The sequence below is a fragment of the Dyella sp. 333MFSha genome, assembly GCF_900102405.1.
Lineage (GTDB): Bacteria > Pseudomonadota > Gammaproteobacteria > Xanthomonadales > Rhodanobacteraceae > Luteibacter > Luteibacter mycovicinus.
The window spans coordinates 1,333,402-1,355,157 of sequence record NZ_FNBR01000001.1 but is presented as its reverse complement, the minus strand read 5'-3'; the positions used below and the strand labels follow the sequence as shown (position 1 = coordinate 1,355,157).

General features: G+C 63.9%; 15 protein-coding genes. 7 read left to right on the top strand and 8 right to left on the bottom strand.

The window, feature by feature from the left end:
• Positions 1-31: 31 nt before the first annotated feature.
• The 3 genes from BLT40_RS05855 to bla all read left to right on the top strand — a co-directional run bounded on the left by BLT40_RS05855 (position 32) and on the right by bla (position 3,300).
• Positions 32-658, top strand: coding sequence for a nucleoside/nucleotide kinase family protein (locus BLT40_RS05855; RefSeq protein WP_052191224.1), 627 nt, complete (start codon positions 32-34; stop codon positions 656-658).
• A gap of 58 nt (positions 659-716) precedes the next feature.
• Positions 717-2,126, top strand: a complete 1,410-nt coding sequence (locus tag BLT40_RS05850; protein WP_090352184.1) for a sugar porter family MFS transporter — start codon at positions 717-719, stop codon at positions 2,124-2,126.
• Between the two features lie 199 nt (positions 2,127-2,325).
• The gene (gene bla, locus BLT40_RS05845; RefSeq protein WP_176809113.1) at positions 2,326-3,300 is read left to right on the top strand and encodes a class A beta-lactamase; all 975 of its coding nucleotides are present in this window, start codon (positions 2,326-2,328) and stop codon (positions 3,298-3,300) included.
• A gap of 165 nt (positions 3,301-3,465) precedes the next feature.
• Here the strand turns inward: bla and BLT40_RS05840 are convergent, their stop codons facing one another.
• Both BLT40_RS05840 and BLT40_RS05835 read right to left on the bottom strand, forming a co-directional pair.
• A complete protein-coding gene (locus BLT40_RS05840) occupies positions 3,466-4,287 on the bottom strand; it encodes an alpha/beta fold hydrolase (RefSeq protein WP_043697697.1) in 822 nt (273 codons plus the stop codon).
• Positions 4,288-4,591: 304 nt separating this feature from the next.
• A complete protein-coding gene (locus BLT40_RS05835) occupies positions 4,592-4,966 on the bottom strand; it encodes a TraR/DksA family transcriptional regulator (protein WP_090352179.1) in 375 nt (124 codons plus the stop codon).
• 242 nt (positions 4,967-5,208) lie between these two features.
• On the opposite strand from BLT40_RS05835, the gene BLT40_RS05830 reads away from it, so the two are divergent.
• The 4 genes from BLT40_RS05830 to BLT40_RS05815 all read left to right on the top strand — a co-directional run bounded on the left by BLT40_RS05830 (position 5,209) and on the right by BLT40_RS05815 (position 9,245).
• Positions 5,209-6,393, top strand: a complete 1,185-nt coding sequence (locus tag BLT40_RS05830) for an MFS transporter (RefSeq protein WP_090352177.1) — start codon at positions 5,209-5,211, stop codon at positions 6,391-6,393.
• Positions 6,394-7,006: 613 nt separating this feature from the next.
• A complete protein-coding gene (locus BLT40_RS05825; RefSeq protein WP_079521918.1) occupies positions 7,007-7,588 on the top strand; it encodes a hypothetical protein in 582 nt (193 codons plus the stop codon).
• A 9-nt stretch (positions 7,589-7,597) separates the two neighbouring features.
• On the top strand, positions 7,598-8,212 hold the full coding sequence (locus BLT40_RS19925) for a hypothetical protein (protein ID WP_139382771.1): 615 nt from the start codon (positions 7,598-7,600) through the stop codon (positions 8,210-8,212).
• Positions 8,213-8,222: 10 nt separating this feature from the next.
• On the top strand, positions 8,223-9,245 hold the full coding sequence (locus BLT40_RS05815) for an XVIPCD domain-containing protein (RefSeq protein ID WP_143025846.1): 1,023 nt from the start codon (positions 8,223-8,225) through the stop codon (positions 9,243-9,245).
• 20 nt (positions 9,246-9,265) lie between these two features.
• Here BLT40_RS05815 and BLT40_RS05810 read toward each other — a convergent pair whose 3' ends face one another.
• The 6 genes from BLT40_RS05810 to BLT40_RS05785 all read right to left on the bottom strand — a co-directional run bounded on the left by BLT40_RS05810 (position 9,266) and on the right by BLT40_RS05785 (position 21,744).
• Entirely contained in the window at positions 9,266-10,780 is a 1,515-nt protein-coding gene (locus BLT40_RS05810; RefSeq protein ID WP_090352172.1) for a DUF5597 domain-containing protein, read from the bottom strand.
• A gap of 62 nt (positions 10,781-10,842) precedes the next feature.
• Entirely contained in the window at positions 10,843-13,644 is a 2,802-nt protein-coding gene (locus BLT40_RS05805; protein ID WP_343123893.1) for a TonB-dependent receptor domain-containing protein, read from the bottom strand.
• 259 nt (positions 13,645-13,903) lie between these two features.
• Positions 13,904-15,841, bottom strand: a complete 1,938-nt coding sequence (locus BLT40_RS05800) for a glycoside hydrolase family 127 protein (protein ID WP_090352167.1) — start codon at positions 15,839-15,841, stop codon at positions 13,904-13,906.
• A gap of 117 nt (positions 15,842-15,958) precedes the next feature.
• A complete protein-coding gene (locus tag BLT40_RS05795; RefSeq protein WP_090352164.1) occupies positions 15,959-18,385 on the bottom strand; it encodes a Tat pathway signal protein in 2,427 nt (808 codons plus the stop codon).
• 16 nt (positions 18,386-18,401) lie between these two features.
• Positions 18,402-19,985, bottom strand: coding sequence for an APC family permease (locus tag BLT40_RS05790; RefSeq protein ID WP_090352161.1), 1,584 nt, complete (start codon positions 19,983-19,985; stop codon positions 18,402-18,404).
• A 1-nt stretch (position 19,986) separates the two neighbouring features.
• Entirely contained in the window at positions 19,987-21,744 is a 1,758-nt protein-coding gene (locus tag BLT40_RS05785) for a DUF885 domain-containing protein (protein WP_090352156.1), read from the bottom strand.
• Positions 21,745-21,756 lie beyond the last annotated feature (12 nt).

Below are 21,756 nucleotides of genomic sequence, written 5' to 3'. Positions count from 1 at the left end.
GCTTTTGTCGGTCTTTTTGTCTGGCATCGGCATGATCGAATCCTCCGCAAGGGAGCGCCTGGACGCGCTCATGGAAGGCAGCGGACGCCGCATCCTCGGCATCGCGGGACTACCGGGCGCCGGTAAATCCACCCTCGTGGCGCAATTGCTCGCATACGCCGGCGACATCGCCGTCGGCGTACCGATGGACGGGTTCCATCTCGCCAATGCCGAGCTCGCCCGCCTGGGCAGGGCCGCCCGTAAGGGCGCCTCCGATACGTTCGACGCGGCGGGCTATGTCGCCTTGCTGCGCCGCCTTAGCTCGCCGGTGCCGGGCGAGACGGTCTACGCACCGGCGTTTCATCGTGAAATCGAAGAGCCGATCGCCGGCGAGATCGCCGTGCCGTCCGATGTACGTCTGGTCATTACCGAAGGCAACTACCTGCTGCTCGATGAAGGTCCGTGGCAAGACGTCCAGGGCCTGCTCGACGAGGTCTGGTTCGTCGACGTCGACGACGCACAGCGCCATGAGCAATTGCTCGCGCGGCACATGCGCTACGGCCGCGACCGCCAGGCCGCGCTCGACTGGATCGAACACACCGACGAGCCGAATGCCCGCCGCATCGCTTTGACGGCACCGAAGGCGGATTTCCGTGTGCGCGTGAGCGTGGCGGCGTGATCTCTTTCAAGAACAACTCGCGGGGGCGAGGGCTTCTTCATCCTCCCAGGAGAAACGCATGCATGCGGTAACCCCATCCAAGGTCGACAGCGAGGGCGGCAGCACCGCCCTGGTCGTCGGTATCGCGGTCATCGCCGCGCTCGGCGGTCTTTTGTTCGGCTACGACACCGGCGTGATCGGCGTCGCGCTTCTGGGCCTCGGTCGTGAGTTCGCTCTGGACGACACCACTAAGCAGCTCGTCACCGGCGCGATCATCTTCGGTGCCTTGTTCGGTTGCCTCGGTACCGGCCCGCTGTCCGACCGGTTCGGTCGCCGACGCATGGTGATCTTCGTCGGCGTGCTGTTCGCGCTCGGCTCGATCGCCTCGGCCATGTCGGGCAGCGTCGAGATGCTGATCGCGGCGCGTTTCCTGCTCGGTCTGTCGGCCGGCAGCTCCACGCAGATCATTCCCGTCTACATCGCCGAGGTGTCGCCGCCGAAGCACCGGGGCAAGATGGTGGTGCTGTTTCAGTTCATGGTGGTGTTTGGCATCACCGTGGCGTACTTCACCGGATTCCTGCTCGGCGAACACTGGCGCTGGATGTTCGGTCTCGGCGTGGTTCCGGCGGTGATCCTGCTGGGCGGCATGTTCATTCTCCCGGAGAGCCCGCGCTGGCTGGTGACGCAGGGTCGCAAGAATGAAGCCATCGACGTGCTCGAGCGGGTTCGCGGCGACCGTCGCGCGGCCGAAGCGGAAGTCGTCGAGATCGAGGGCGTTTCCAATAACGAGGAAACCGGGCGCTGGAAGGATTTCGCCAAGCCCTGGATCCGTCCGGCCATCATCGTGGGCGCGAGCATCTCCATGTTCTCGCAGATCACCGGCAACAACGCGCTGATCTATTACGCGCCGACCATCCTCACCAAGGCCGGCTTCTCGGACAAATGGGCCGTGCTCGGCACCGGCGGCAGCACGCTGCTCGTGGTCGTCATGACGGTCATCGGAAGCATCCTGGTCGACAAGATCGGGCGCCGTCGTTACCTGCTGTGGATGATTCCCGGCTCGATCGTGGCGCTCGTGGTGATGGGCATCCTGTTCGAAGGGCAGGGGCCGCAGACCGACGTGAGCCGGGTGCTGGTGGTCGCCTGTCTGGCCGCTTACCTGATGCTGAACTGCGGTGGCTTCGGCGTCTGCATCTGGCTGATCAACTCCGAGGTATACCCGCTGTTCGTTCGCGGCAAGGGCGCGAGCCTGGGCGCCTTCAGTCACTGGTTCTTCGATCTGCTGGTCACCCTGAGCACGCTGTCGCTGGTCACCTGGCTGGGCGCGTCGCATACGTTCTGGCTCTACGCGGTGATCTCGCTCGGTGCCCTGGTCTTCATCTACTACCTCGTGCCCGAGACGATGGGCAAGAGCCTGGAGCAGATCGAGCACGAGCTGCGCGAGGAGCGGTTCTACCCGTTCCAGCAGAAGCGCTTGAAGAAGAGCTGATCCCCGTTTCCGGCAGCGGCTGTTGTAGGAGCCAGCCCTGCTGGCGATGGGTGCTCGCCGTACTCCCCCCATCGCCAGCAGGGCTGGCTCCTACAACAGCCGCTGCCGGCCAAAGCTCCCGCCGGCCCCCGATTTGCCACCAAAAACGCAGAACCATGCGGCAGCATGGCGCCCCGGTCATCCCCCCAAGGCGCTCCCCATGCTGAAGCACACCTTCCTCGCGTTATCGCTGGCCCTGGCCGCCGGCTCCGCCGCTGCGGCCGACAAGTCCGCGACCCTCCAGGCCTCCCTGCAAAAGCTCGCCGATCAGGCCAAGCCCGCCAAATTCGGCATCATCGTCGTCGATCTGGACGGCAGCGCCGCGGCGAAGGTCAACGACGACCGGGCCTATATGCTGATGAGCACTTTCAAGGCACCCGTGTCGGCCGCCGTTCTGCATCAGGTGGACACGGGCAAGCTCCGCCTCGACCAGAAAGTGCACGTCACACCGGCCGATGTCACGGCCGGTTCCGCCGTCCCGTCGATTGGCGCCCGCGCCGCGAAGGGCCCGATCGATGTCACCGTCAGCGAACTGATGACTGCCGCGGTTACGCAGAGCGACAACACGGCCGTGGACGCGCTATTGAAACTGGTCGGTGGCGGCCAGGTGGTCACGGCATACCTCAAGGACAAGGGCGTCGAGGGCATGCGCATCGACATGGATGAGCGCGCGGTGGGGCATGTGTTCGAAGGTCTGGCCCAAGGCGCGAAGCCACCTCTGCACGAAACGACCGTGCAAGAATCGGCGCGGCTGCTGAAGGGCTACGAGGCCGCGATCGTGATGCAGGAGAACACGACGACGCTGGACGGCGCCGCGACGTTCCTGCGCAAGTTGCAGGCTGGCGAGTTGCTCTCGGCTGCATCGACCAAGCGCCTGCTCGACATGATGCAAGCTCAGGTCATTCCGAATCGCATCCGCGCGGGGCTGCCGGCGGGCTTCAGCATCGCGGACAAGACGGGTACGGGTGCCAGCAATGGCGATCGTATCGCCGCGTGGAACGATATGGCGATCATTACCGCGCCCAACGGCAAGCGTGCCGTGGTCGGCGCCTTCCTCCGCGACACCACCTCAACGGATGAGCAACGCGCCGCGTGGTTCAAAGAGCTAGGTACCGTTGTTTCGAAGCAGCTGTAGTAGGAGCGAGCCCGCTCGCGAACCCTCACGGATAAACGTGGCGAATGAGGCTTTGCACCTCATTGCGCCAGCGTTATGCCCCGAGGGTTTCGCGGGCAGGGCCCGCTCCTACAGAAAGCGGGTGACGTCGGGCCCTTCGCGTCACGTCGGGCCCTTCGCGTCACATCAGGCCTTGATGAAGTCCAGCAGGTCTTTGTTGAGGACGTCCGCGTGGACGGTCAGCATGCCGTGCGGGTAGCCCTTGTACAGCTTCAGCTGCGCGCCCGGCACCAGCTTGGCGGAGAGTACGCCCGCGTCCTGGTAAGGAACGATCTGGTCGTCGTCGCCGTGCAGCACGAGCGTCGGCACCGTGATCGCCTTGAGGTCTTCGGTGAAGTCGGTTTCCGAGAAGGCCTTGATGCAGTCGTAGTGGGCCTTGGCACCGCCCATCATGCCCTGGCGCCACCAGTTGTCGACCACGCCGTCGAGGGTCTTCACGCCAGGACGGTTGAAGCCGTAGAACGGGATCGGCACTTCGCGGTAGAACTGCGCGCGGTTGTCGGCGAGCGCCTTGCGGAAGCCGTCGAACACCGAGATATCCAGGCCACCCGGGTTGGCGGCGGTCTTGACCATGATCGGCGGCACGGCGCTGACCAGCACGGCCTTGGCCACGCGGCCTTTGCCATGACGGGCGACGTAGCGCGCCACTTCGCCACCGCCGGTCGAGTGACCGATATGCACGGCGTTCTTCAGGTCGAGGTGCGCGGTGAGTTCCGCGACGTCGGCCGCATACGTGTCCATGTCGTTGCCGGTCGCGGTCTGCGACGAACGGCCGTGACCACGACGGTCATGCGCGATCACGCGGAAGCCATTGTTCAGGAAGAACATCATCTGGGCATCCCAGTCGTCCGAGCTCAGCGGCCAACCGTGATGGAAGACGATCGGCTGACCGGTACCCCAATCCTTGTAATAGATCTCGGTGCCGTCTTTGGTCGTGATGAAAGACATGTCGCCTACCTTCTTGCTGGTTTTGGAAGAGGAATGGGTTGTTGCGGCCGGGGCGGCATTGACGCCGGAGGCAAGCACGCTCGCGCCAACGAGCGTACCCGCGGCGAGGGTGCCCGCGCCGACGACGAAATTGCGGCGGCTGGCATCGTGGCCAGCGCCGAGGGAGGTTGAATCGCTCACGGGGTGTCTCCTTGATTGTCCCGTGACATCTTGCGGAAGCGGGAAACGTCCCGGCTAGAACGCAATTGCCTCCATTTTGACGAGGCGTGACTTTTGATCAACACAAAAGGATCGTCGCAGACGATCAGCGCTGGGCGAGGCGCTCGCGCTCGGCCATTTCCTCGACGGTGTAGCGGGTTTCCGGAACGGCTTCCAGACGCTCGCGCGGAATGGGCTCACCATTGCCATCCGAAATGCCATAGGTGCCATCGGCGATCTTCTCGAGGGCGCGGTTGATGTCGCCGAGGCGGTTTTCGTTATACGACAACAGGGCTTCGTCCGCATCCTGCTGGGCGAAGCGATCGCCGTCGTCGCCTTCGTCCTGCGGCTCGCCACCGGCGGCGGTCTGAAGCGCCGACTCGTCGGCCCCCGCCGCATCGCCTGTGGCGATCAGCTGGGCGCGCAGGTCTTCGAGGCGCTGTTTCTGGTGTTCGATAAAGGCGGCATCGAGCTTCGACATGAGTGGATCCTGTCCGTGTGGGAATTCTCCATGGTGTACCCCTTGCCGCGTTCAGGGATTGTGCAATCGTGCGTTTCAGCGGCTCGCCGGTCGGCCGCTTTGTCAACGCACCGCGGCGACCCCTCGATCCGAAAGGACGGTCGCTACGGCGGATACCCGCGTGGCGCTGACGAAACATCCAAGCCCGGGTGTGGTGCAATGCACGATCATTCACACGGCACCACCGACCCGGAGCTTTCACGATGAGTAACGCCACACAGGGCAGCGGCCTGCCGCGTAGCACCCTGTATGCCATGGCACTGGCCGCCGGCCTCGCCGTCGCCAACATCTACTACAACCAGCCGATGCTCGGCATCATGGGCCGCGACCTCCACGACGGGGCCGTCGAGCGCTGGGTGCCGATGCTGACGCAGCTGGGCTACGCGGCGGGGCTGTTGTTCCTCGTCCCGTTGGGTGACGCGTTCGAGCGCCGCCGCCTGATCGTCCTCCAGTTCATCCTGCTGGCGATCGCGCTGGTGATCGCCGCGCTGGCGCCCGGCCTTGCGACACTGGCCTTCGCCTCCGTGATCGTCGGTGCGGCCGCGACGGTGGCGCAGCAGATCGTTCCGTTCGCGACCATTCTGTCCGAGCCGTCGAAACGTGGTGCGGCGGTGGGCACAGTGATGAGCGGCCTGCTCACCGGCATCCTGTTGAGCCGGACGATCGCCGGCTTTGTGTCGAGCGCGGCCGGCTGGCGAGTGATGTTCTGGATCGCCGTGCCCATCGCGCTCCTGGCGGCCCTGCTCATGGCGCTGCGCCTGCCGGAGCACCGCCCGCCACGCCGTGTGGGTTTTGCCGAGCTGTTCGGTTCACTGGTCGGTCTGTGGCGCGGCGAACCGCTGCTGCGTCGTGCCGCACTCACGCAGGCCATGATCTTTGCCTCGTTCTCGGCGTTCTGGACGGTCCTTGCGCTCCGCCTAGAACAGCCGCCGCTCAATCTTGGCGCCGCCTCCGCCGGCTTGTTCGGCGTGGTCGGTGCCGTGGGTGTGGCGATGGCACCCCTTGCCGGACGCGTCGCGGATCGTAAAGGTCCGTGGATCGTCATCTCGCTGGGTGCGGCAGCGACGGTCGTGGCGTGGGGCATCTTCGCGATCTGGCCGACGCTTGCCGGTCTCATCATCGGCGTCATCGTGTTCGACTTCGGCGTGCAGATCGCGCTGGTGTCGCATCAGCACCTGATCTACGGTCTGCACCCCGAGTTCAAGAGCCGTCTCAACACGCTGTTCATGACCACCATGTTCGTTGGCGGAGCGATCGGTTCCTTCGCGTCCGCCGAGGCATGGCGCCGCGCCGGGTGGCCCGGCGTGTGCCTGCTCGGCGGTGGTTTCGCTTTGATCGCGCTGGTGGCGCGGCTGTTACATCGGCCGACATCTCTCCCAACGCATTGAAAGCGGTCCCATTCCATCTTTACATGGGCGCGCGCCGCACACTGTGCGCCCGCTCGCATCCGGATCAAGGCACAGGCTGCCTTCACCCACCGTTCCATACTTTTCCATCTCTGTCTCCCTGATGAGTGAGCACTAGACAGCTCTGGTGGGAGCCAGCCCTGCTGGCGATCCCACCCGCCCCGAGTGGTGGCATGCCTCAATTCCACAGACATGCCACCATCGCTCAAACGATGACTCTCATCGGCCTGCCCGAGACCGGGCACCGGGCGGTGTGATCGAGAAGTGGATTGCGACGTCCGTCACTGCCAGCCGGCCACACGGCTACGCGCCGGATGCTGTCGGCAAGAAAAACCTCAGTGACAACGTTCCGCGCTCTCACCGCTCTGAGCGATGGTTGCCTGCGATGCGTGGAATGCGATTCCGCAGGCAACAGGCATAAGCTAGTAAAAAAGCTACGCGGTGTATTGAGAATCGCGACCAATATTCCCTTTTTTCGTTCTTTGAGAATAGCTGTGTCAGCGTCCGCGGCTTGACGTGTTCCCATAGACTTCTTCATCCTTCAGCCCCTTGGAGAAAGGGAATGCACCGTACGCCGCGAGGCGACTGGAAAGGGATGAAGAAGTCCGAGTACAAATTCGCTACGTGGCCGCTTGCGTGCCTCCTGCTGTTCGCCAGTGCGTGCAGGCAAGAAACGACTGCACCAGCACCTGGGGATATGCCGGTACGGCGCGCGTTCTACCTCGACAAAGCCGGAAGCACATTGACGGTCGACTTCTGGCTGCGCGAAGGCGACGCTGACCTGTCACGACATTTCATGGTTGCTGTCGAACATCCGCACATACTGCGGAATGTTACGCGTCTCATTGGGACGACAACGCCTACAGTGCACGCGGAAATCTGGCGGGTGAGTGGCGAGAAACATGCGCCTATCGATATCTTCAACGCGGTGCCTCTCACGGGGGCTTGTCGCGTGAATGTGGCGAAGACGCGATTGCCATCGGGTTCATTTCCATCGGAATTGCACCTCCACCCCTTCGTTGGCGATGAGGTGCGTGAGGGGAGTGTCTTGGGCTCTTTCTGCGCCGACGGTTATGGTCACTACGTGGCACGAATCAAAACCGTGCTTGACTTGGATTGGTTGAAAAATGTACCTACAGAAATCGTGATTGGCCAGGCGTACAACACAGCGAAGTAGGAGATAGGGATGTCAGACACATCACTTAGAACTAGCCGTCGCACGCATTTATTTGGGAACCTTTTCTGCTGGTTAGTGGTTTTGATGCTTGGTGCACTTTGTGCTGGTTGCGGTAATCGTTCAGCAGCGCCGGTAGCTGGCGGCATACCCATAAGACAAGGCTTTTCCTTGGCCAAATCAGGGAACACAACGACGATCGATTTCTGGTTGCGTGAGGAAGAGGCGGATCTGAGTCGGCGCTTTATGCTGGCGGTCGAATTTCCGGTCGCGCATCAGGCAACGATTGAGTTTGTAAGAAAGGCGAGTCCCGCGATACGTGCTCAGGTGTGGAAGGTCGACGGTGATGTTTTATCGCCGATGAATGTCCTGGACATGAGCGGCATGTACGCTGCTTACGGCAAGTCGAGGCTATGGCATCCGTCGACGTCACGGCCAGTGCAGTCCCTGCTTCATCTTCAACCCGATGGCAACGACGGGAGCATGGAATACGTTGTTGCCGGAGGCTTTTACGCGGAAGGCTACGGGCACTACAGGGCGAGAGTGGAAACCGCCTTCGATTTGCCTGTCTTCGAAGGCGTTCATGCGGAGCTTGTAATCGATCAGTTCTACAACACAGGAAAGTAGGAGGAAATGGATGCCAGAAAGAAAGTATGCCGTGACGATTTATGTTGCGGCACCCGGAACGCCACTGTTGCTAGATGGCGGTACATCGTTGCCGGGACATATGTATTTCAGTACCGAGGACGCAACGGGTAACAAGAGAAGCTTTGGATTCGCGCCCATCGAGCATGGAAGCGCTTCAGGCCCGGGTCGCCGTTATGACAGCGATGTCGATAACTACAGCAAGCCGGTCTATGCAAGGACCATGGAGATCACAAAGGACCAGTTCGATCGCTTGAACGAGTTTGGCCATGATGCTGGAAAATTTGGTTTCAACATGCAATACCAGGACGTCCGAAACAACTGCGTCGACTTCACCTGGGCTGCCTTGAATCACGCCGGAATCCACCGCGAGAAGCATATTGTTTTACCCGGAAGTGGTGGCCCTGGCTCCGAAGTTCGGGTTCGTGCGCCGGTTGATGTGTCGGGAAAAAACGCACTTCGTCCCACCCATAATATCGAAGACATTCAGAGCATCGAGAATCCTGTGCCGCACAGCCCGGTGAACACGGAGAAGCGGAATCCGATGCCGAAGGACCAGTCTCCGATGCAGTGGCTTCTGAGCGATAAACACCGGCTCGACCAGCCCGCTCATCCAGCGAACGGTATGTTCCGCCAGGCGATGGATGGCGTCGCCAAGCTGAACGCGGAGCACGGTGTTGCGCCCAGCCCTCGCGATTCGCGCTTTGCAGGCTCACTGACCGTGGCCGCCACCGCGGAAGGCATGCGCGGGATCGATCACGTTATGCTGAGCGACGACGCGAGCCGGGCGTTCGCGGTGGAAGGCAACCTGCAAAGCGTGCATGGCCTCGACCGGAAGATGGCGTGGGTAGAGACGATGCAGGCTTTGGAGACGCCGTTGGATCGAAGCAGTGCGGCGTGGCCGCAGGCCGAAGAGCAGGGCAGGGCTCTGGTGCAGCAGCAGGAACAGCAGCAACAACAGGCTCAGCAGGAAATAGCGCAGGCATCGAAGGCGCCGGTCATGAGCCTGAGCTAAAACAAACTTTCCGCCTTGGCTCAGTAGTCCCCAAGGCGGACCTTCAGGTAAACCGGCTTCTGGCCCAGATTGATCCCATAGTCCGTCTCATCGCCGTTCCACCAGCGACGCGCCTTCCACGCCCCGCCTTCATAAGTGCCTTCCTCAACCCGCAGCACCTGACCCATCCGCTTGTCGGAACGATCCCGCTCGAACTCCACTCGTGCATGGAACCCAACGAGCAAATACTCGTCCTTACCCAGCGGAATAAACAGCACATGCCCATCGGCGGCGGGGTTACCCGGCAATTCCGGCGGTGCGTCTCCCCACGAAGGTGCCCCATACGACACATGCGCCGTCCAGCCACCGCCCAGCGCAACGTCCGACTTCGCCTGCCCACGTTGCTCGACGGCAGCTTTCAGTGTCCCGCGAAACGCTGCGTCGGCAACCAGCCCCTGAATCGGCCCAACCAGCGCGAAGTTCCGCGCATGCGCCTCGATAGCCGCCTTGACCTCAGGCGTATCCGCCGGATGATCGATACCGAAGATTGAAAAACCCACGCCGCCCTGCGCAAGTACATGAAACAGGTAAGGCGCATTCCCCGCCTCGAACCCCGTCTCGGATATCCACGGCGGATTGTCCGCCCGCGTGTACTGCCCGACGACCTTCGTAAACTCGTTGTAGTCGGTGCTGTAGAGATCGGTGCCGATGAAATCGATATGGGGCGCGCTGGCCTTCCAGGTGTCGAGCACGTTCCAGGTGGCGCCGCCGCTGGGGTAGTCGTAGCCGGGCATGTGTTTGCCTTTGTAGCGCAGCCATGTGTTGACGTACATCGGTAACGGGTAGCGCGCCTTCCCGGCGGTGGCGACCTGATCGATGTAGCGCGAGATGCCATAGGCGTTGAACTGCTCGTCGGCGTCGGCGCCGAACGTTGCCATCCAGTTGCCACCGGGAGGACGACGGAGCGCCCGCGTCAGTGCATCCGGCACCGGCGCGGCAAAGGCCTGCTCAGCGGCCGGCGAATGGTCCCGGATCGCACCGATGCTTCCCGGTTCGTTCTCCACCTGCACCATGATGACCGTATGCCGGTCGCCGTCGACCTTGCGCAGGTGATCCATGAGTGCGGCGAATGCCGTCTCATCAGCATGCAGGTTGGATTCCGCGTACGGCGACATGTCTTCCTGCGGCGTGCCGTGTTCGTCGAGCGCCCTTGGATAATGCACCGGGTCGGACTTCATCCATTCCGGCACATAGTGCATCTGCCCGTTCTTCCAGCTGCCGAACCAGAGCACTACCAGACGAAGCCCATGCGAGCGAGCGCCCGCGATAAGCGCATCTAGATTGGTCGTATCGTATTTGCCGGGAGATGGCTCGAACTGCTCCCAGTACACCGGCGCCTCAAGTGTATTGGGATGCAGGGCAAGCACGTCGTCCCAGACCTCGGGCAGCACCGCCGGCCACGCACTGGAGTTGTGCAGCTGCACGGCGAGCACCGTAAACGGCTTGCCGTCGACCTGCAGCGCGTGCCGCCCGTTCGCGTGTACGACGCTGGGCATATCCGTGGCGAGCGCGGAAGCGCTCGCCACGGCAAGGCAGCACCCAGCCAGAACGGTGCGGATCAAAACGACACCGTCGCGCGGACCCAGTAATAGCGGCCGAGCAGGTCGTAGGTGGCGACGTCGGTATTGGCGTTGGTCACGTTATTGGAATAGTAGAGGGGCGGCTGTTTGTCGGCGACGTTGTCGATACCCAGGTCGAAGCGGGTATGCCATGGCTGCACGTTATAGCCTACCTGGATGTTGTGGTAGACGTACGCGCCCACCTTACGCTCGACGCCCGCGACATCGGAGTCGGCCGAGAGACCCTGGGTCAGATCGTCGCTGCCGATCTGCGAGCGGCCGACGTAACGCATGCGCCATGACGCGCTCCAGTCACCCATCGACCAGTTGAGGGTGCCGAGGCCGCGCCACCGCGGGAAGTTGCCATACGAGTACGTGTACATGCCCGCGTTGTGGATCACCACCGAGCTGGGATCGGTCGTATCCGGGTTGACGTCGTAGCGCTTCATGTACGTGCCGTTGAGCGACGCGTTGAACTTGCCGAAGCTCGTTTCAGGAAAGCGATAGGCCAGGCCGAAATCGGTTCCCGCCGCCGACAGCTTGCCGAGATTGACGGTGGGCTCGGCGATGTAATTGATCGTACCGTTGCCGTTGCGGTGGATCAGGGCGCAGAACGCGCTGGACGGGTTGGAATAGCACTGGTTCATCACCGTCTGCGCGGACACCGTGGAAATCGTGTCTTTCAGGTTGATCTTCCAGCTGTCCACGCTGAAGGACAGGCCGTCGAGCCAGTGCGGATCGTAGACGAAGCCGACGTCGTACGAGCGACCGGTCTCCGGCTTGAGCTGATAGCCGGCGAGCACCGAGCCCGACGCCTTGCCTGAAACCTGGCCATCGGCCTGGCGGTACGAGCCGTCGGTCGGCACGTTGGCGCAGGCCGCCTCATGGCCGCCGGTATAGCCGTTGCAGGGGTCGTTGGCGGTTGCCGCGTCGCCGGCCACCCCCGCGTAGAGTTCACTGGTGTTGGGCGCACGGAACACCTGCGAGACCGTGCCGCGCAGCAGCAGGTCGTCGACCGGACGCCATTCGAGCGAGACCTTGCTGTTGGTCTTGCTGCCGACGGTGCTGTAATCGGACCAGCGCGAGCCCACGGTCAGATTCAGAGAGCGGATGCCGGGCAGGTCCGAAAGCAGAGGTACGAGGGCTTCGGCATAGGCTTCCTTGACGTTGAAACTGCCTGCCAGCGTGGACGCGCAGTACTCGATGACGCCGCAAAGCCCGTTTTCGTCGCCGGTCCAGAGGGAGTCGGCCGAGGTGGACGTGCTCTCCTTGCGGTACGAGAGGCCCGTCGCGAGGCTCACCGTACCGGCGGGCAGGTCGAAGAGATCGCCGTTCGCGTTGGCCTCGAACTGCTTCACGGTGTACACGCTGGTGACCGTCGGGTTGACGATCATCGACTGCAGCGTGGCGAGGCTGGACGCCGAATTGAGGTTGAAGATGTCCAGCGGCGTGCAGCCGGCGATGGCATTGCCCGCGGTACCGCAGCGCACGGTGCCGTCGCTATCGAGAAACGACGGGCCGACCGCCTGATTGAATGCGTCGTAATCGAGGAAGCCGTTGTTGCGCGAGATCTGACGCACGCGGCCATAGTTGATATCCGCGTCCCACTGCCAGCTGCTGTTGCCGAACGAGCCGCGCAGGCCGGGATTGAGCTGCAGGTTGTACGTGTTGTACTGGTAACTCCGGTTGCCGAGGACCGTGGCCCGCGAGTTGAGGTCGTTGTACGAGGTGCCGGTGGTACGGTCGGTACCGAAGTTCACGCCGTACGGGTTGTAGTAGCTGTCGGCCGAGACGAGAAAGTTGTCCCCGTTGGCGAAGATCGGAATCGGCGCGATCACCGACGACGACCTGGTCTTGCTGAAATAGCCGTTGACGTATGCCTGCACCGAGGGCGTGATCTGGTATTTGCCGAGCACGAAGGCATTCGTGCGTTTCTGCGGAGTCTGTAGCAAGTTATAGGGCTGGTAGTTGTACGAATCGCTACCGCCATAGCAGTGGAAGTCGCCCCGGCCGGTCGCGCCGGTCACACCCGGGTTGAGGGTGACGCGTGAGCAACCGGACGACGCGGCCAGGGCATCGGAAGCGGCGGAGCCGTCGTTGAAGTTGATCGAGCCGCCCGGCGTGGCCGACGAGCCTTGCTTCACCGACGCGCCGTCGATCAGGTAGAGCGCGTCCTTCGAATAGTCGCGCGCCGCGGCCGAGACCGCGTCGATGTCGCTGTAGGAGAGGCCGGCGATGATGCTGTAGTTGCTGCCGGTGTGGCCGGCGGTCAGCGAGAAGTTGCGCCGGTTGCCGTCGCTCTGCCGGCTGGTTCCGAAGTCGCTGGAGATCTGCACCCCATCGTAATGATCGCGCAGGATGAAGTTGACCACGCCGCCGATGGCATCCGAGCCGTAAACGGCCGAGGCGCCATCGCTGAGCACCTCCACGCGCTCGATCATGCTGGCGGGAATGGCGTTGACGTCGTTATAAGCGAGACGTACGCCGTTGACGAGGATCAGCGTGCGCTTGTCGCCGAGGCCGCGTAGCGAAACGGTGGACGCGCCCGTACCGCCGCCGTTGTTCGTGTTCGGGTTGGTCGCGTTGCCGGCGATCGAAGGGAGTTCCTGCACGAGATCGCCGAGGGTCGGCTTGCCGGTGGCTTCGATCGCCGCACGGTCCAGCGTGACCACGGGGTTGGCGGTTTCGGTATCGACGCGGCGGATCCGCGAACCGGTGACGGTCACGGCATCCAGTGTTTTGGCGTCGGAGCTCGTGGCGCCGGTGGTGTCCTGGGCAAACGTGGCGCCGCTGCTTCCCAGCAGGGCGAGACAAAGCGCGGCATGAAGCGTCGTGCCGGCGAAGCGCCTGGAGGAGGTCGGACAACACGAGCGGTCGTACCTGGTGCGATGACGTGAATACATGGCTTCCCTCGTTGGCGGTGGCGATAGGGTGCAAAACTCCGTCGGCCGGTCGGCAGACCGGTCGCTGGGCAGGTGGAGCGTTTCCCTGCGCGCGCTAGCGCGTCTCACCGGGCCCGGTGCGTTTCCTCGTCGAACGGCGTGTGGCCGTTCCCCCGGTTCAGCCAGCGTCGGTGGCGGACCCTTCGGTCTGCCAGTACACGGCGTAGCGTTCACCCTGGATCGTGTTGAGCGGTGCGACATCGACCACGCCGTGGCGTGTGGTGGCGCGGTAGGTCAGCGGCTTGTCCCCGGGGGCAAGCCATGCGAGCGGGTCAGCCTCGTCCGGCGCGATCTGCGGAGCGGGTTGCGGCTTCGGCTCGGGTGAGGGGCCCGCGTCGTAGCGGCCGTATTGCTGGTCGTGCGTGAGGCCTTTCGCGCCGAGGCGCGCGGCGAGCACGATCGGCCCGTATGTGATGGCCTGCAGATGATCGTCACCCGGCAGCGGCACACTGCGCAGGGTCATGGGCAGCGTCAGCGACACACGATCGCCGGACTGCCAGGTACGCTTGATGGTGAGGTAGCTGCCGGGCGAGGCGAAGGTGTCGAGGGCTTCGCCGTTCACTTCGACGCGCGCCCCGGGCGCGATCCACGAAGGGATGCGAAGGTTCAGCGCGATCTCGCGGGGCTGCGTCAGCGTGAAGCGGAGGCGCGTGGCGGCTTCTCGCGGAAAATCGGTCTCCTGGCGGAGCGTGAGACCCATCTCCGGCCACTCGAGTTCGGACGCGATGAACAGGTTGACGTGCAGCGCATCGTCGTCGCGGAAGTAGATCGCGTCGTTGAAGCGCGCGAACTCCTCGGCACCGCTTCCCGTACAACACCAGAACGAGTCGGTGGGGGAGTTGTAGAACTTGGCGCCGCCGGGGCGCAGCGAGTAGTAGTAGAGCTTCATGCCCTGCGCGTCCTGCGTGCCCAGGCGCGCGTTGTACAGGTTGCGCTCGTAGTAGTCGAAGGCGCGCGGGTCGCCGTTCCAGGCGTAGACGTGGCGCGTCAGCTTGAGCAGGTTGTACGCGACACAGCACTCGGCGGCATACAGTCCCAGCTGGCCCCTGAGGTCACCCGGACCGGTGTTCCAGAACTCGTCGTTGCTGGATCCGCCTGTCGCGTAGGTGCGGTTCTGCGTGACGGTCTCCCAGAAGAACTCGGCGATACGACGGTAGCGTGGTTCACCGGTCAGTTCGTAACGACGCGCCGCTCCGATGATCTTGGGGATCTGCGTGTTGCTGTGCAGTCCCTTGAGCTCGTCGCGATGCGAGGCGAGCGGTTCGAACAGAGAGGCCTGGTCGAAGCGGTGCGCGGCATCGAGATAGCGGCTGTTTCCGGTGATGGCGTAGAGATCCACCATCGACTCGTTCATGCCGCCGTATTCGGTTTTCAGAATGTGCGCCATGTCGGCGTCGGAAAAACCGTTGAGCCAGCGCACGGTCCAGTTGCCGATGCCGGTGGCCACGGCGAGCGCCTGCTTGTTGCCGGCCAGCCGGTACATGTCGAGCATGCCGGCCTGGATCTTATGGAGGGTGTAGAACGGCGCCCATACCTTTTCGCCGGCGCTGAGGCGATCGAAGAACGATTCGGGGAAGGCGCTGAGGTACCCGTTCGGGCGCTGGCAGCTGGCCAGGATGGCGACCAGTTCGTCGCCGCGCGCCTTCATCGTGGCGTCGCCCTGCGCGGCCCAGGCCAGCGCCGCGGCGGAGAGGTAGTGGCCACCGGTAAAGTGGCCGCGCAGTTCGCAGTCGGGTTTTTCCCAGCCGCCGAACGGTCTGGCCGAGGATGGCTGGCCCGCCTGCACACGGAAACTGTGCGCGAGCCGGTCGACCGGCAGACTATGCAGATACTCGAGGTTGATCGCCGCGGCACGGCTGAAGTCGCTGTCGAGTAAACGGACCTGATTCAGGGCGAAGGGTTGCATCCGGCATACCGGCTTTTCGCGTGCCGCGCTGGCGGCGACGCTGGCCGGGTCGGCGGTGTCGAAGGCGCGCACGCGGGGTACGGCGAGGGCGCTTGCGAAGGCCAGTGCCCCCGTCTTCAGAAACCGCCTGCGTTTGTCGGAACCCTGCATGCCACCCCCGATGCTTATGGAACGCACCCCCCGATGCGCTGTTTCATCGTGCCGTCACATGGACGGACCGTCTTGTGTCATTTGCGGTGCGTCGATGCGGAATCCCGCACACCGGTGTCATGAGAACTGAAGTGTGACCACGAGACGCTGCCCGGCACGCCCTCGCAGGCGAATCTCGTCGCCACGACGATCGGCGGCCGCCACCGCTTTGCCGTCGACGTGCGCGTTGCCGGCGGTGCGTCCTTCGGGTGCGCGCAGCGTGAGCCAGATCTCGCGCGGCGTGCCGCTGGCGGGGAGCGTGACCGACGCCGTCAGGCCATGCTTTTCTCGCCGGATCGCCAGGCCGCAACGTCCCCAGCGCGTCGGCGCATCGGCGATCGACAGCGGCTTCTCCTCCACCAGCCACGCCGAGGGAAGCGCACGACCGAGCAACAGGACGTCGCCCGCGCTGTCGTCGAACACGAAGGCCCAGCGCAGCAGCAACGGAATCGTCATCTGGGCGGGTATGCAGAACAGCGGCATGCCTCCGGTGATATCGGTGACCTCACCGGCGGTCCAGCTGCCCGGCGTGTGCGCGTGATAACGATGCGCGTAGAGGAACAGCAGATATTCGTCCACCCGGCCAAGGCGCAGCAGCTGTTGCGCGTAGCCATAGGAAATGAAGCCGAGGATGTCGCGACTTTTCGGATCGACCGGGCCGATGTTCGCGACCACGCCGAGACTGGTCGCACCATGGCCTCGCATCGCGTCGATCACGAGATGGGCGAGATCGTCGGGCAGGACATCCGCCTGCAGCAGTTCCGCATAAGCGCGATGCGGCCATTGCTGTTCGCTGGGGTGCTCTTCGGCCAGCGCTTCGCGGAACGTCCGGGTGACGCCCGGCAGCGGCCCGACGTAGGGAGGCTTGAGGTCGTGGCGTACGCTGACGCGGACGCTTTCGGTCACACGTTGGCGAAGCGTATCGGCTCGCCGGGTCCACAACGACGCGTTCGCCGCGTCGTCGGGTGCGATGCGCTGCCAGATGGCCGCGATGTCCGCGAGACCGCGCGCGGCGAGGGCGCTGTTGGCTAAGTAGGGTTTCCACCAGAGCGAAGGATCGGGGAACAGGCAGGCGTCCGACTCGTTCCATCCATGGATCAGGCCGTAGCCGGGTGCGCTCGCGGCGAGCTGCAGGGATGCGTCATGCAGTTCGATGAGGATGGCCGCGGTCGCTTCGATCTTGTGTCGATGTTTGCGGCACAGCGCGACGTCGCCGGTGTAGGCCACGTAACGTGCGATCAGCGACAGGGTCAGCCCGAACTGCGCCGTCTCGGCGCCGCGCATGTTGATCATGCCGTCGTCCTGGACGAAGTCGCTGAAGTAGCCATCGAACACCGCGGTGGCCTGGGCGAATCGGCCCCATTCGAGATTGGCGTAAAGCGAACTGGTGAAGGTGTCCTGGAAGCCGTCGTATTCGTTGCCGTAGTAGTCGCGATCGACGGCGCCGTATTTGGGGTAGGTGCCTTCCGGTCGCACCACCAGTTCGCGCGCGAAGGCGAAGCGCGCCATGTCGGCCCAGCCCGGTGCGGGGATCTCGGCCTGGGACGCGTCGGCCAGCTCGGCATGCCAGCGGTCGTGAAAGCGCAGCAGGGCAGCGTAGAACGCCTCCGCTCCGGGCGGTTCGCGCCGGGGCGGGTAAGCCGGGTAGCTGTGCCCGTAGACGACTTTCGTGATCGCGCCGCGCTCGACCAGCGCGGTACGGTGCCAGGTCTGTACGACGAAACGATCGCTGGCATCGACATCGGCGAAGACGATCACGTCGTACCAGCGATGCTGATCGAGCGGTACGACCTTGTGTACCGCGGGGAGCCAGCCGCCGAGGAGCCCCTCGCGGCGACGGGCGACCTTCTTCGGGTCATGCAGATCGGCGAAGACCTGATCGGCGTGGTACCCGCGCGTGCTGCCGGAGGTGTAGACCGGCATCGTATCCAGGCACTGCCGCGTGCCGACGAAGGTCGTCCACGGGAGACGGCCGTAGTAGTTTTCGGGGTCCAGTACCGACGCCGGGGGTGGGGCGGCGAGGCGTACTTTTGCTTCGTCGGGCTGGCCGGAGGCCAGCAGGCGGTCGGCGAGCAGATCCGGGCCGGCGACCGCGATGTCGGCAAGCGCGAGGCCGAGATAGGGCTTCGATGCTTCGTCCCAGGTGGCCTCGGTGCGCTTGTGCAGAACGACCGCTTGTTTGCCGTCGGTGATTATGAGCGCACCATCGGGATGGGTAAGGTCCTCTTCGACGTGCCAGGCCTGATTGTCGATCGAGAAACCGCCCAGGTGGGCGAAGCCTTTGCGAGGGACCTCATCGAGCGGGACGCGGGGAGCATGGCCAGCAGGGCTGGCTCCTGCATGAGCGGGTTGAGGATTCGTCGAAGCCGACGTATCCGCTGTTGTAGGAGCCAGCCCTGCTGGCGAACCCAGATCGCCCCGCAACCACCCTTCCGCCGAAACCGATCCCACCCCCACCGCGGCACTCGCCGCAGCGAGAGTCCGCATGAATTCCCGCCGACCCATCGCCGCTCGTTCGCTATCAATCATCGTCATCATCCAAAGCCAGCGCGGACGCAGGTAACCCTGTCGCTGCGCCCCAGTAATAAATGCCCAGCGACGCGACAAACACCGTGACGGAATCCCACGGATGCGCCACGACGCCGTTTCCGCCGAAGGTCCCGAACGCCGACACCAGCATGATCACGAGATAGAACCCGATCAGCCAAAGCGCCGAACGCACCTGCTGTGCGAGCACGTCACGCGCCGCGCCCACGGCGCGTTTCACCACGACATAGACAACGAACGCGGCGACCTGCAGTCCGAGCAACCACGACACCGTGTCCCAGCCGGACCAGTAGACGATCAAGCCGGCCACCGCGAACGACACCGGTCCGATCACCGCGAAACCGCGGACACGAAATGGCCGGTCGAGCTCAGGCGCGCTCCGGCGAAGCGCGGCGACCGTGACGGGGGCCACGGCATAACTGAGCACCAGCGCGGCGGACACCACCTGGATCAGCGCCTCCCACGACGGAAAGGGCAACGTCCAGAAGATGGACAGGGCCAGCGTAAGCCATAGCGCAGGACGCGGAATGCCCGACTTGAGGTCGATCCGCGTAAGCGAGGGCAGAAAGCCGCCACTGCGCGCCCAGCCGTAGACGATGCGCGGTGTGGCGTTCATGTAGATGTTGCCGGTGCCGCTGGGCGAAATCACCGCGTCGCAGACCACCAGCGTCGCCAGCCAGCCGAAACCGAGCGCGAGCGCGATGTCGTGATAGGGAAGGGCGAACGCCTTGTCCATACCGCTCCAGCCTCCCGACAGGAGGTCGGTCGGGATGCCACCGAGGAAGGCCAGCTGCAGCAGCACGTAGATCACTGTCGACAGCAGCACCGACAGGATCAACGCGATCGGAATCGTCCGTTGCGGCTCGCGCACCTCGCTGGCCACGGACACGATCGGCGTCAGGCCGAGGTAGGCGAAGATGATGCCGCCCGCCGACACGGCGGCTTCGACACCGGACAGCCCGTTCGGCATGAGGCCGTGAATGCTCAGGTTGCCCGGATGAAAGTGGGTCAGCAGCATCACGATGACCAGCACGGGTACCACGAACTTGAAGACGCTGATGATGTTGTTGGCTTTTGCGAAGGTCTTCACGCTGTAGTAGTTCAGCGCGAAGAAGAGCAGCAACAGGGCCAGCTGCACGAACCAGCCGAGGACGCTCGCATGGGTGCTGCCGGGCACGTTCAGCGCGGGAAGCCACGCGGCGGCGTACTGCCGGCATGCGACGGTCTCGATGGCGATCAGGCTGGAAAACGCGATCAGGGTGATGAAACCCATCAGGGAGCCGAGCAGCGCGCCGTGCGAGTACTCCGGGTAACGCACCGCACCGCCGGCTCGCGGCAGTGCCGCACCGAGTTCGCAGTAGACCAGACCGAGCAGCAGGACGGCGGCTCCCCCGATCAGCCAGGAAAGGATACCGGCGGGTCCCGCCAGTGCGGCCACATGCCCCGCCGCGAAGAGCCAGCCCGAGCCGAAGATCGCGCCCAGTCCGATGAAGGTGAGATCGACCAGTGTCAGTCGCTTCTGAAAATGGCCTTGTGCGTCGCGGGGTGTATCGCTCATGTCAGTGCGCACCCTCGGCATACGGTGATTTGCCGCCGCCCGCGATAAACGCGTCGATACGCTGGTTCAGCACCGGCAGCGGCACGGAACCGGTGGACAGCACCGTGTCGTGGAACGCGCGGATGTCGAAGTGTTCGCCCAGCGCCTTCGTCGCACGCTCGCGTCCGTCACGGATCGCCATCTCGCCGAGGTAGTACGAAAGCGCCTGCGCTGGCCAGGCTATGTAGCGATCCACCTCGGTGTCGATCTCGTGCTCCGCCAGCGCGGTGTTGTCGCGCAGGTACTGGCGTGCCTGCTCACGCGTCCAGTGCAGATGATGGATGCCGGTGTCGACGACCAGACGGGCGGCGCGCCACGCCTGATAGCTGAGATAACCGAAGCGCTCGTACGGCGTGTGATAGATGCCCATCTCCTGACCGAGATATTCGCAATAAAGCGCCCAGCCCTCGCCGTATGCCGAGATGTAGCTGAAACGGCGGTAGTCGGGCAGGCCGGTGGTCTCGGCGGCGAGAGGCATCTGCAAGGCGTGCCCCGGTGAGGATTCGTGCAGGGTCAGCGCGGGCAGGGAGTAAAGCGGGCGAGCGGGCAGGTTATACGTGTTGACCAGATAGATGCCCGGCCCGCCGCGGCCACCCGTGTAGATCGGTGCGAGATCGTCGGGCACGGGTTTGATCGCAAAGCGGCGGCGCGGCAGCAGCCCGATGTAATCGCCGACCACGGCGTCCACTTCCTTGGCGATCCACGCGGCATCCTTCAGTAGTTCGTCGGGCGTCTTCGCGTAAAAGCGCGGGTCCGTGCGCAGAAATTGCAGGAAGTCGGGAAAACTTCCCTTGAAGTCGACCTCTTTCATCACCGCAAGCATCTGGCCGTGGATGTCCGCCATTTCCTTGAGCCCCAGCGCGTGGATATCGTCGGGACTTCGGTCCAGCGTGGTGTACTCGAGGATCTGCGAACGGTAAAACGCCTTGCCGTCAGGCAGGTCCTCGGCGGCGAGACCGTCGCGCGCCTTCGGGTAATACTCATTCTTCATGAAGGCCAGCAGCTTCGCGTAAGCCGGGCGGACCTGCGCCGCGATCGTCTTCTTCGCTTCGTCGCGCAGACGTGCCTGCTCGGCGGCGGGAATCGTCGCCGGCATTTTCAGGAATGGCGTGTAAAAGAGATTGGCCTCGCCTTCCTCGTCCGCCACCGTGCGTATGCCGTCGTACTGACTGCTCACCACGAGCTTCGGCTGGCTGAAGCCACGGGCCAGGCCCAGCCGCATATCCGCGATCTGCTCGTCGAAATACCGCGGTACATCGCGCAGGCGCCCGAGATAGTTCCGGTACGCATCCGCGTCGGTGAACGTGGCGCGCGCGCTGAAGCCGAGGTTGCTCCAGAACGCCGAGTCCGCGTTGAACGGCATCTGCCACGTCCTGAAGCGCTGGTCGGCCAGCAGGACGTCGACCTGCTGGCGGAAGACCGCGTAGTTGACCGGGTCTTCGCCTTTCAGCTGCGCGGGATCGATCGCCTGGAGCTGTTCCACGACCTTCGTCCAGTAGGCCTCGCGTGCGGCTTGGGTGGCGGCGTCGACTTTGGGAAGGCGGTCGGCCGGTCTGGCCGGACCGTCTTCGTCATCCGCGCCGGCGAACTGGGCCTGGCGCCACGCGTACTCGCGGCTGGCTATCTCATGGAACCGTTGAGTCGCGTCGTCGGCGAGCACAGGGGCGGCGAAAGTGACGATGCCGAGCAGGCAGGCAAGACGGGCGGATGGACAGGCCATGAGGCTCTCCGA

What these genes read in the sequence shown, in the direction of transcription:
- BLT40_RS05855 (WP_052191224.1), top strand. Translation starts at nt 32, where the DNA reads ATGATCGAATCCTCCGCAAGGGAGCGCCTGGACGCGCTCATGGAAGGC.
- BLT40_RS05850 (WP_090352184.1), top strand. Translation starts at nt 717, where the DNA reads ATGCATGCGGTAACCCCATCCAAGGTCGACAGCGAGGGCGGCAGCACC.
- bla (WP_176809113.1), top strand. Translation starts at nt 2,326, where the DNA reads ATGCTGAAGCACACCTTCCTCGCGTTATCGCTGGCCCTGGCCGCCGGC.
- BLT40_RS05840 (WP_043697697.1), bottom strand. Translation starts at nt 4,287, where the DNA reads ATGTCTTTCATCACGACCAAAGACGGCACCGAGATCTATTACAAGGAT.
- BLT40_RS05835 (WP_090352179.1), bottom strand. Translation starts at nt 4,966, where the DNA reads ATGTCGAAGCTCGATGCCGCCTTTATCGAACACCAGAAACAGCGCCTC.
- BLT40_RS05830 (WP_090352177.1), top strand. Translation starts at nt 5,209, where the DNA reads ATGAGTAACGCCACACAGGGCAGCGGCCTGCCGCGTAGCACCCTGTAT.
- BLT40_RS05825 (WP_079521918.1), top strand. Translation starts at nt 7,007, where the DNA reads ATGAAGAAGTCCGAGTACAAATTCGCTACGTGGCCGCTTGCGTGCCTC.
- BLT40_RS19925 (WP_139382771.1), top strand. Translation starts at nt 7,598, where the DNA reads ATGTCAGACACATCACTTAGAACTAGCCGTCGCACGCATTTATTTGGG.
- BLT40_RS05815 (WP_143025846.1), top strand. Translation starts at nt 8,223, where the DNA reads ATGCCAGAAAGAAAGTATGCCGTGACGATTTATGTTGCGGCACCCGGA.
- BLT40_RS05810 (WP_090352172.1), bottom strand. Translation starts at nt 10,780, where the DNA reads ATGCCCAGCGTCGTACACGCGAACGGGCGGCACGCGCTGCAGGTCGAC.
- BLT40_RS05800 (WP_090352167.1), bottom strand. Translation starts at nt 15,841, where the DNA reads ATGCAGGGTTCCGACAAACGCAGGCGGTTTCTGAAGACGGGGGCACTG.
- BLT40_RS05795 (WP_090352164.1), bottom strand. Translation starts at nt 18,385, where the DNA reads ATGGGTCGGCGGGAATTCATGCGGACTCTCGCTGCGGCGAGTGCCGCG.
- BLT40_RS05790 (WP_090352161.1), bottom strand. Translation starts at nt 19,985, where the DNA reads ATGAGCGATACACCCCGCGACGCACAAGGCCATTTTCAGAAGCGACTG.
- BLT40_RS05785 (WP_090352156.1), bottom strand. Translation starts at nt 21,744, where the DNA reads ATGGCCTGTCCATCCGCCCGTCTTGCCTGCCTGCTCGGCATCGTCACT.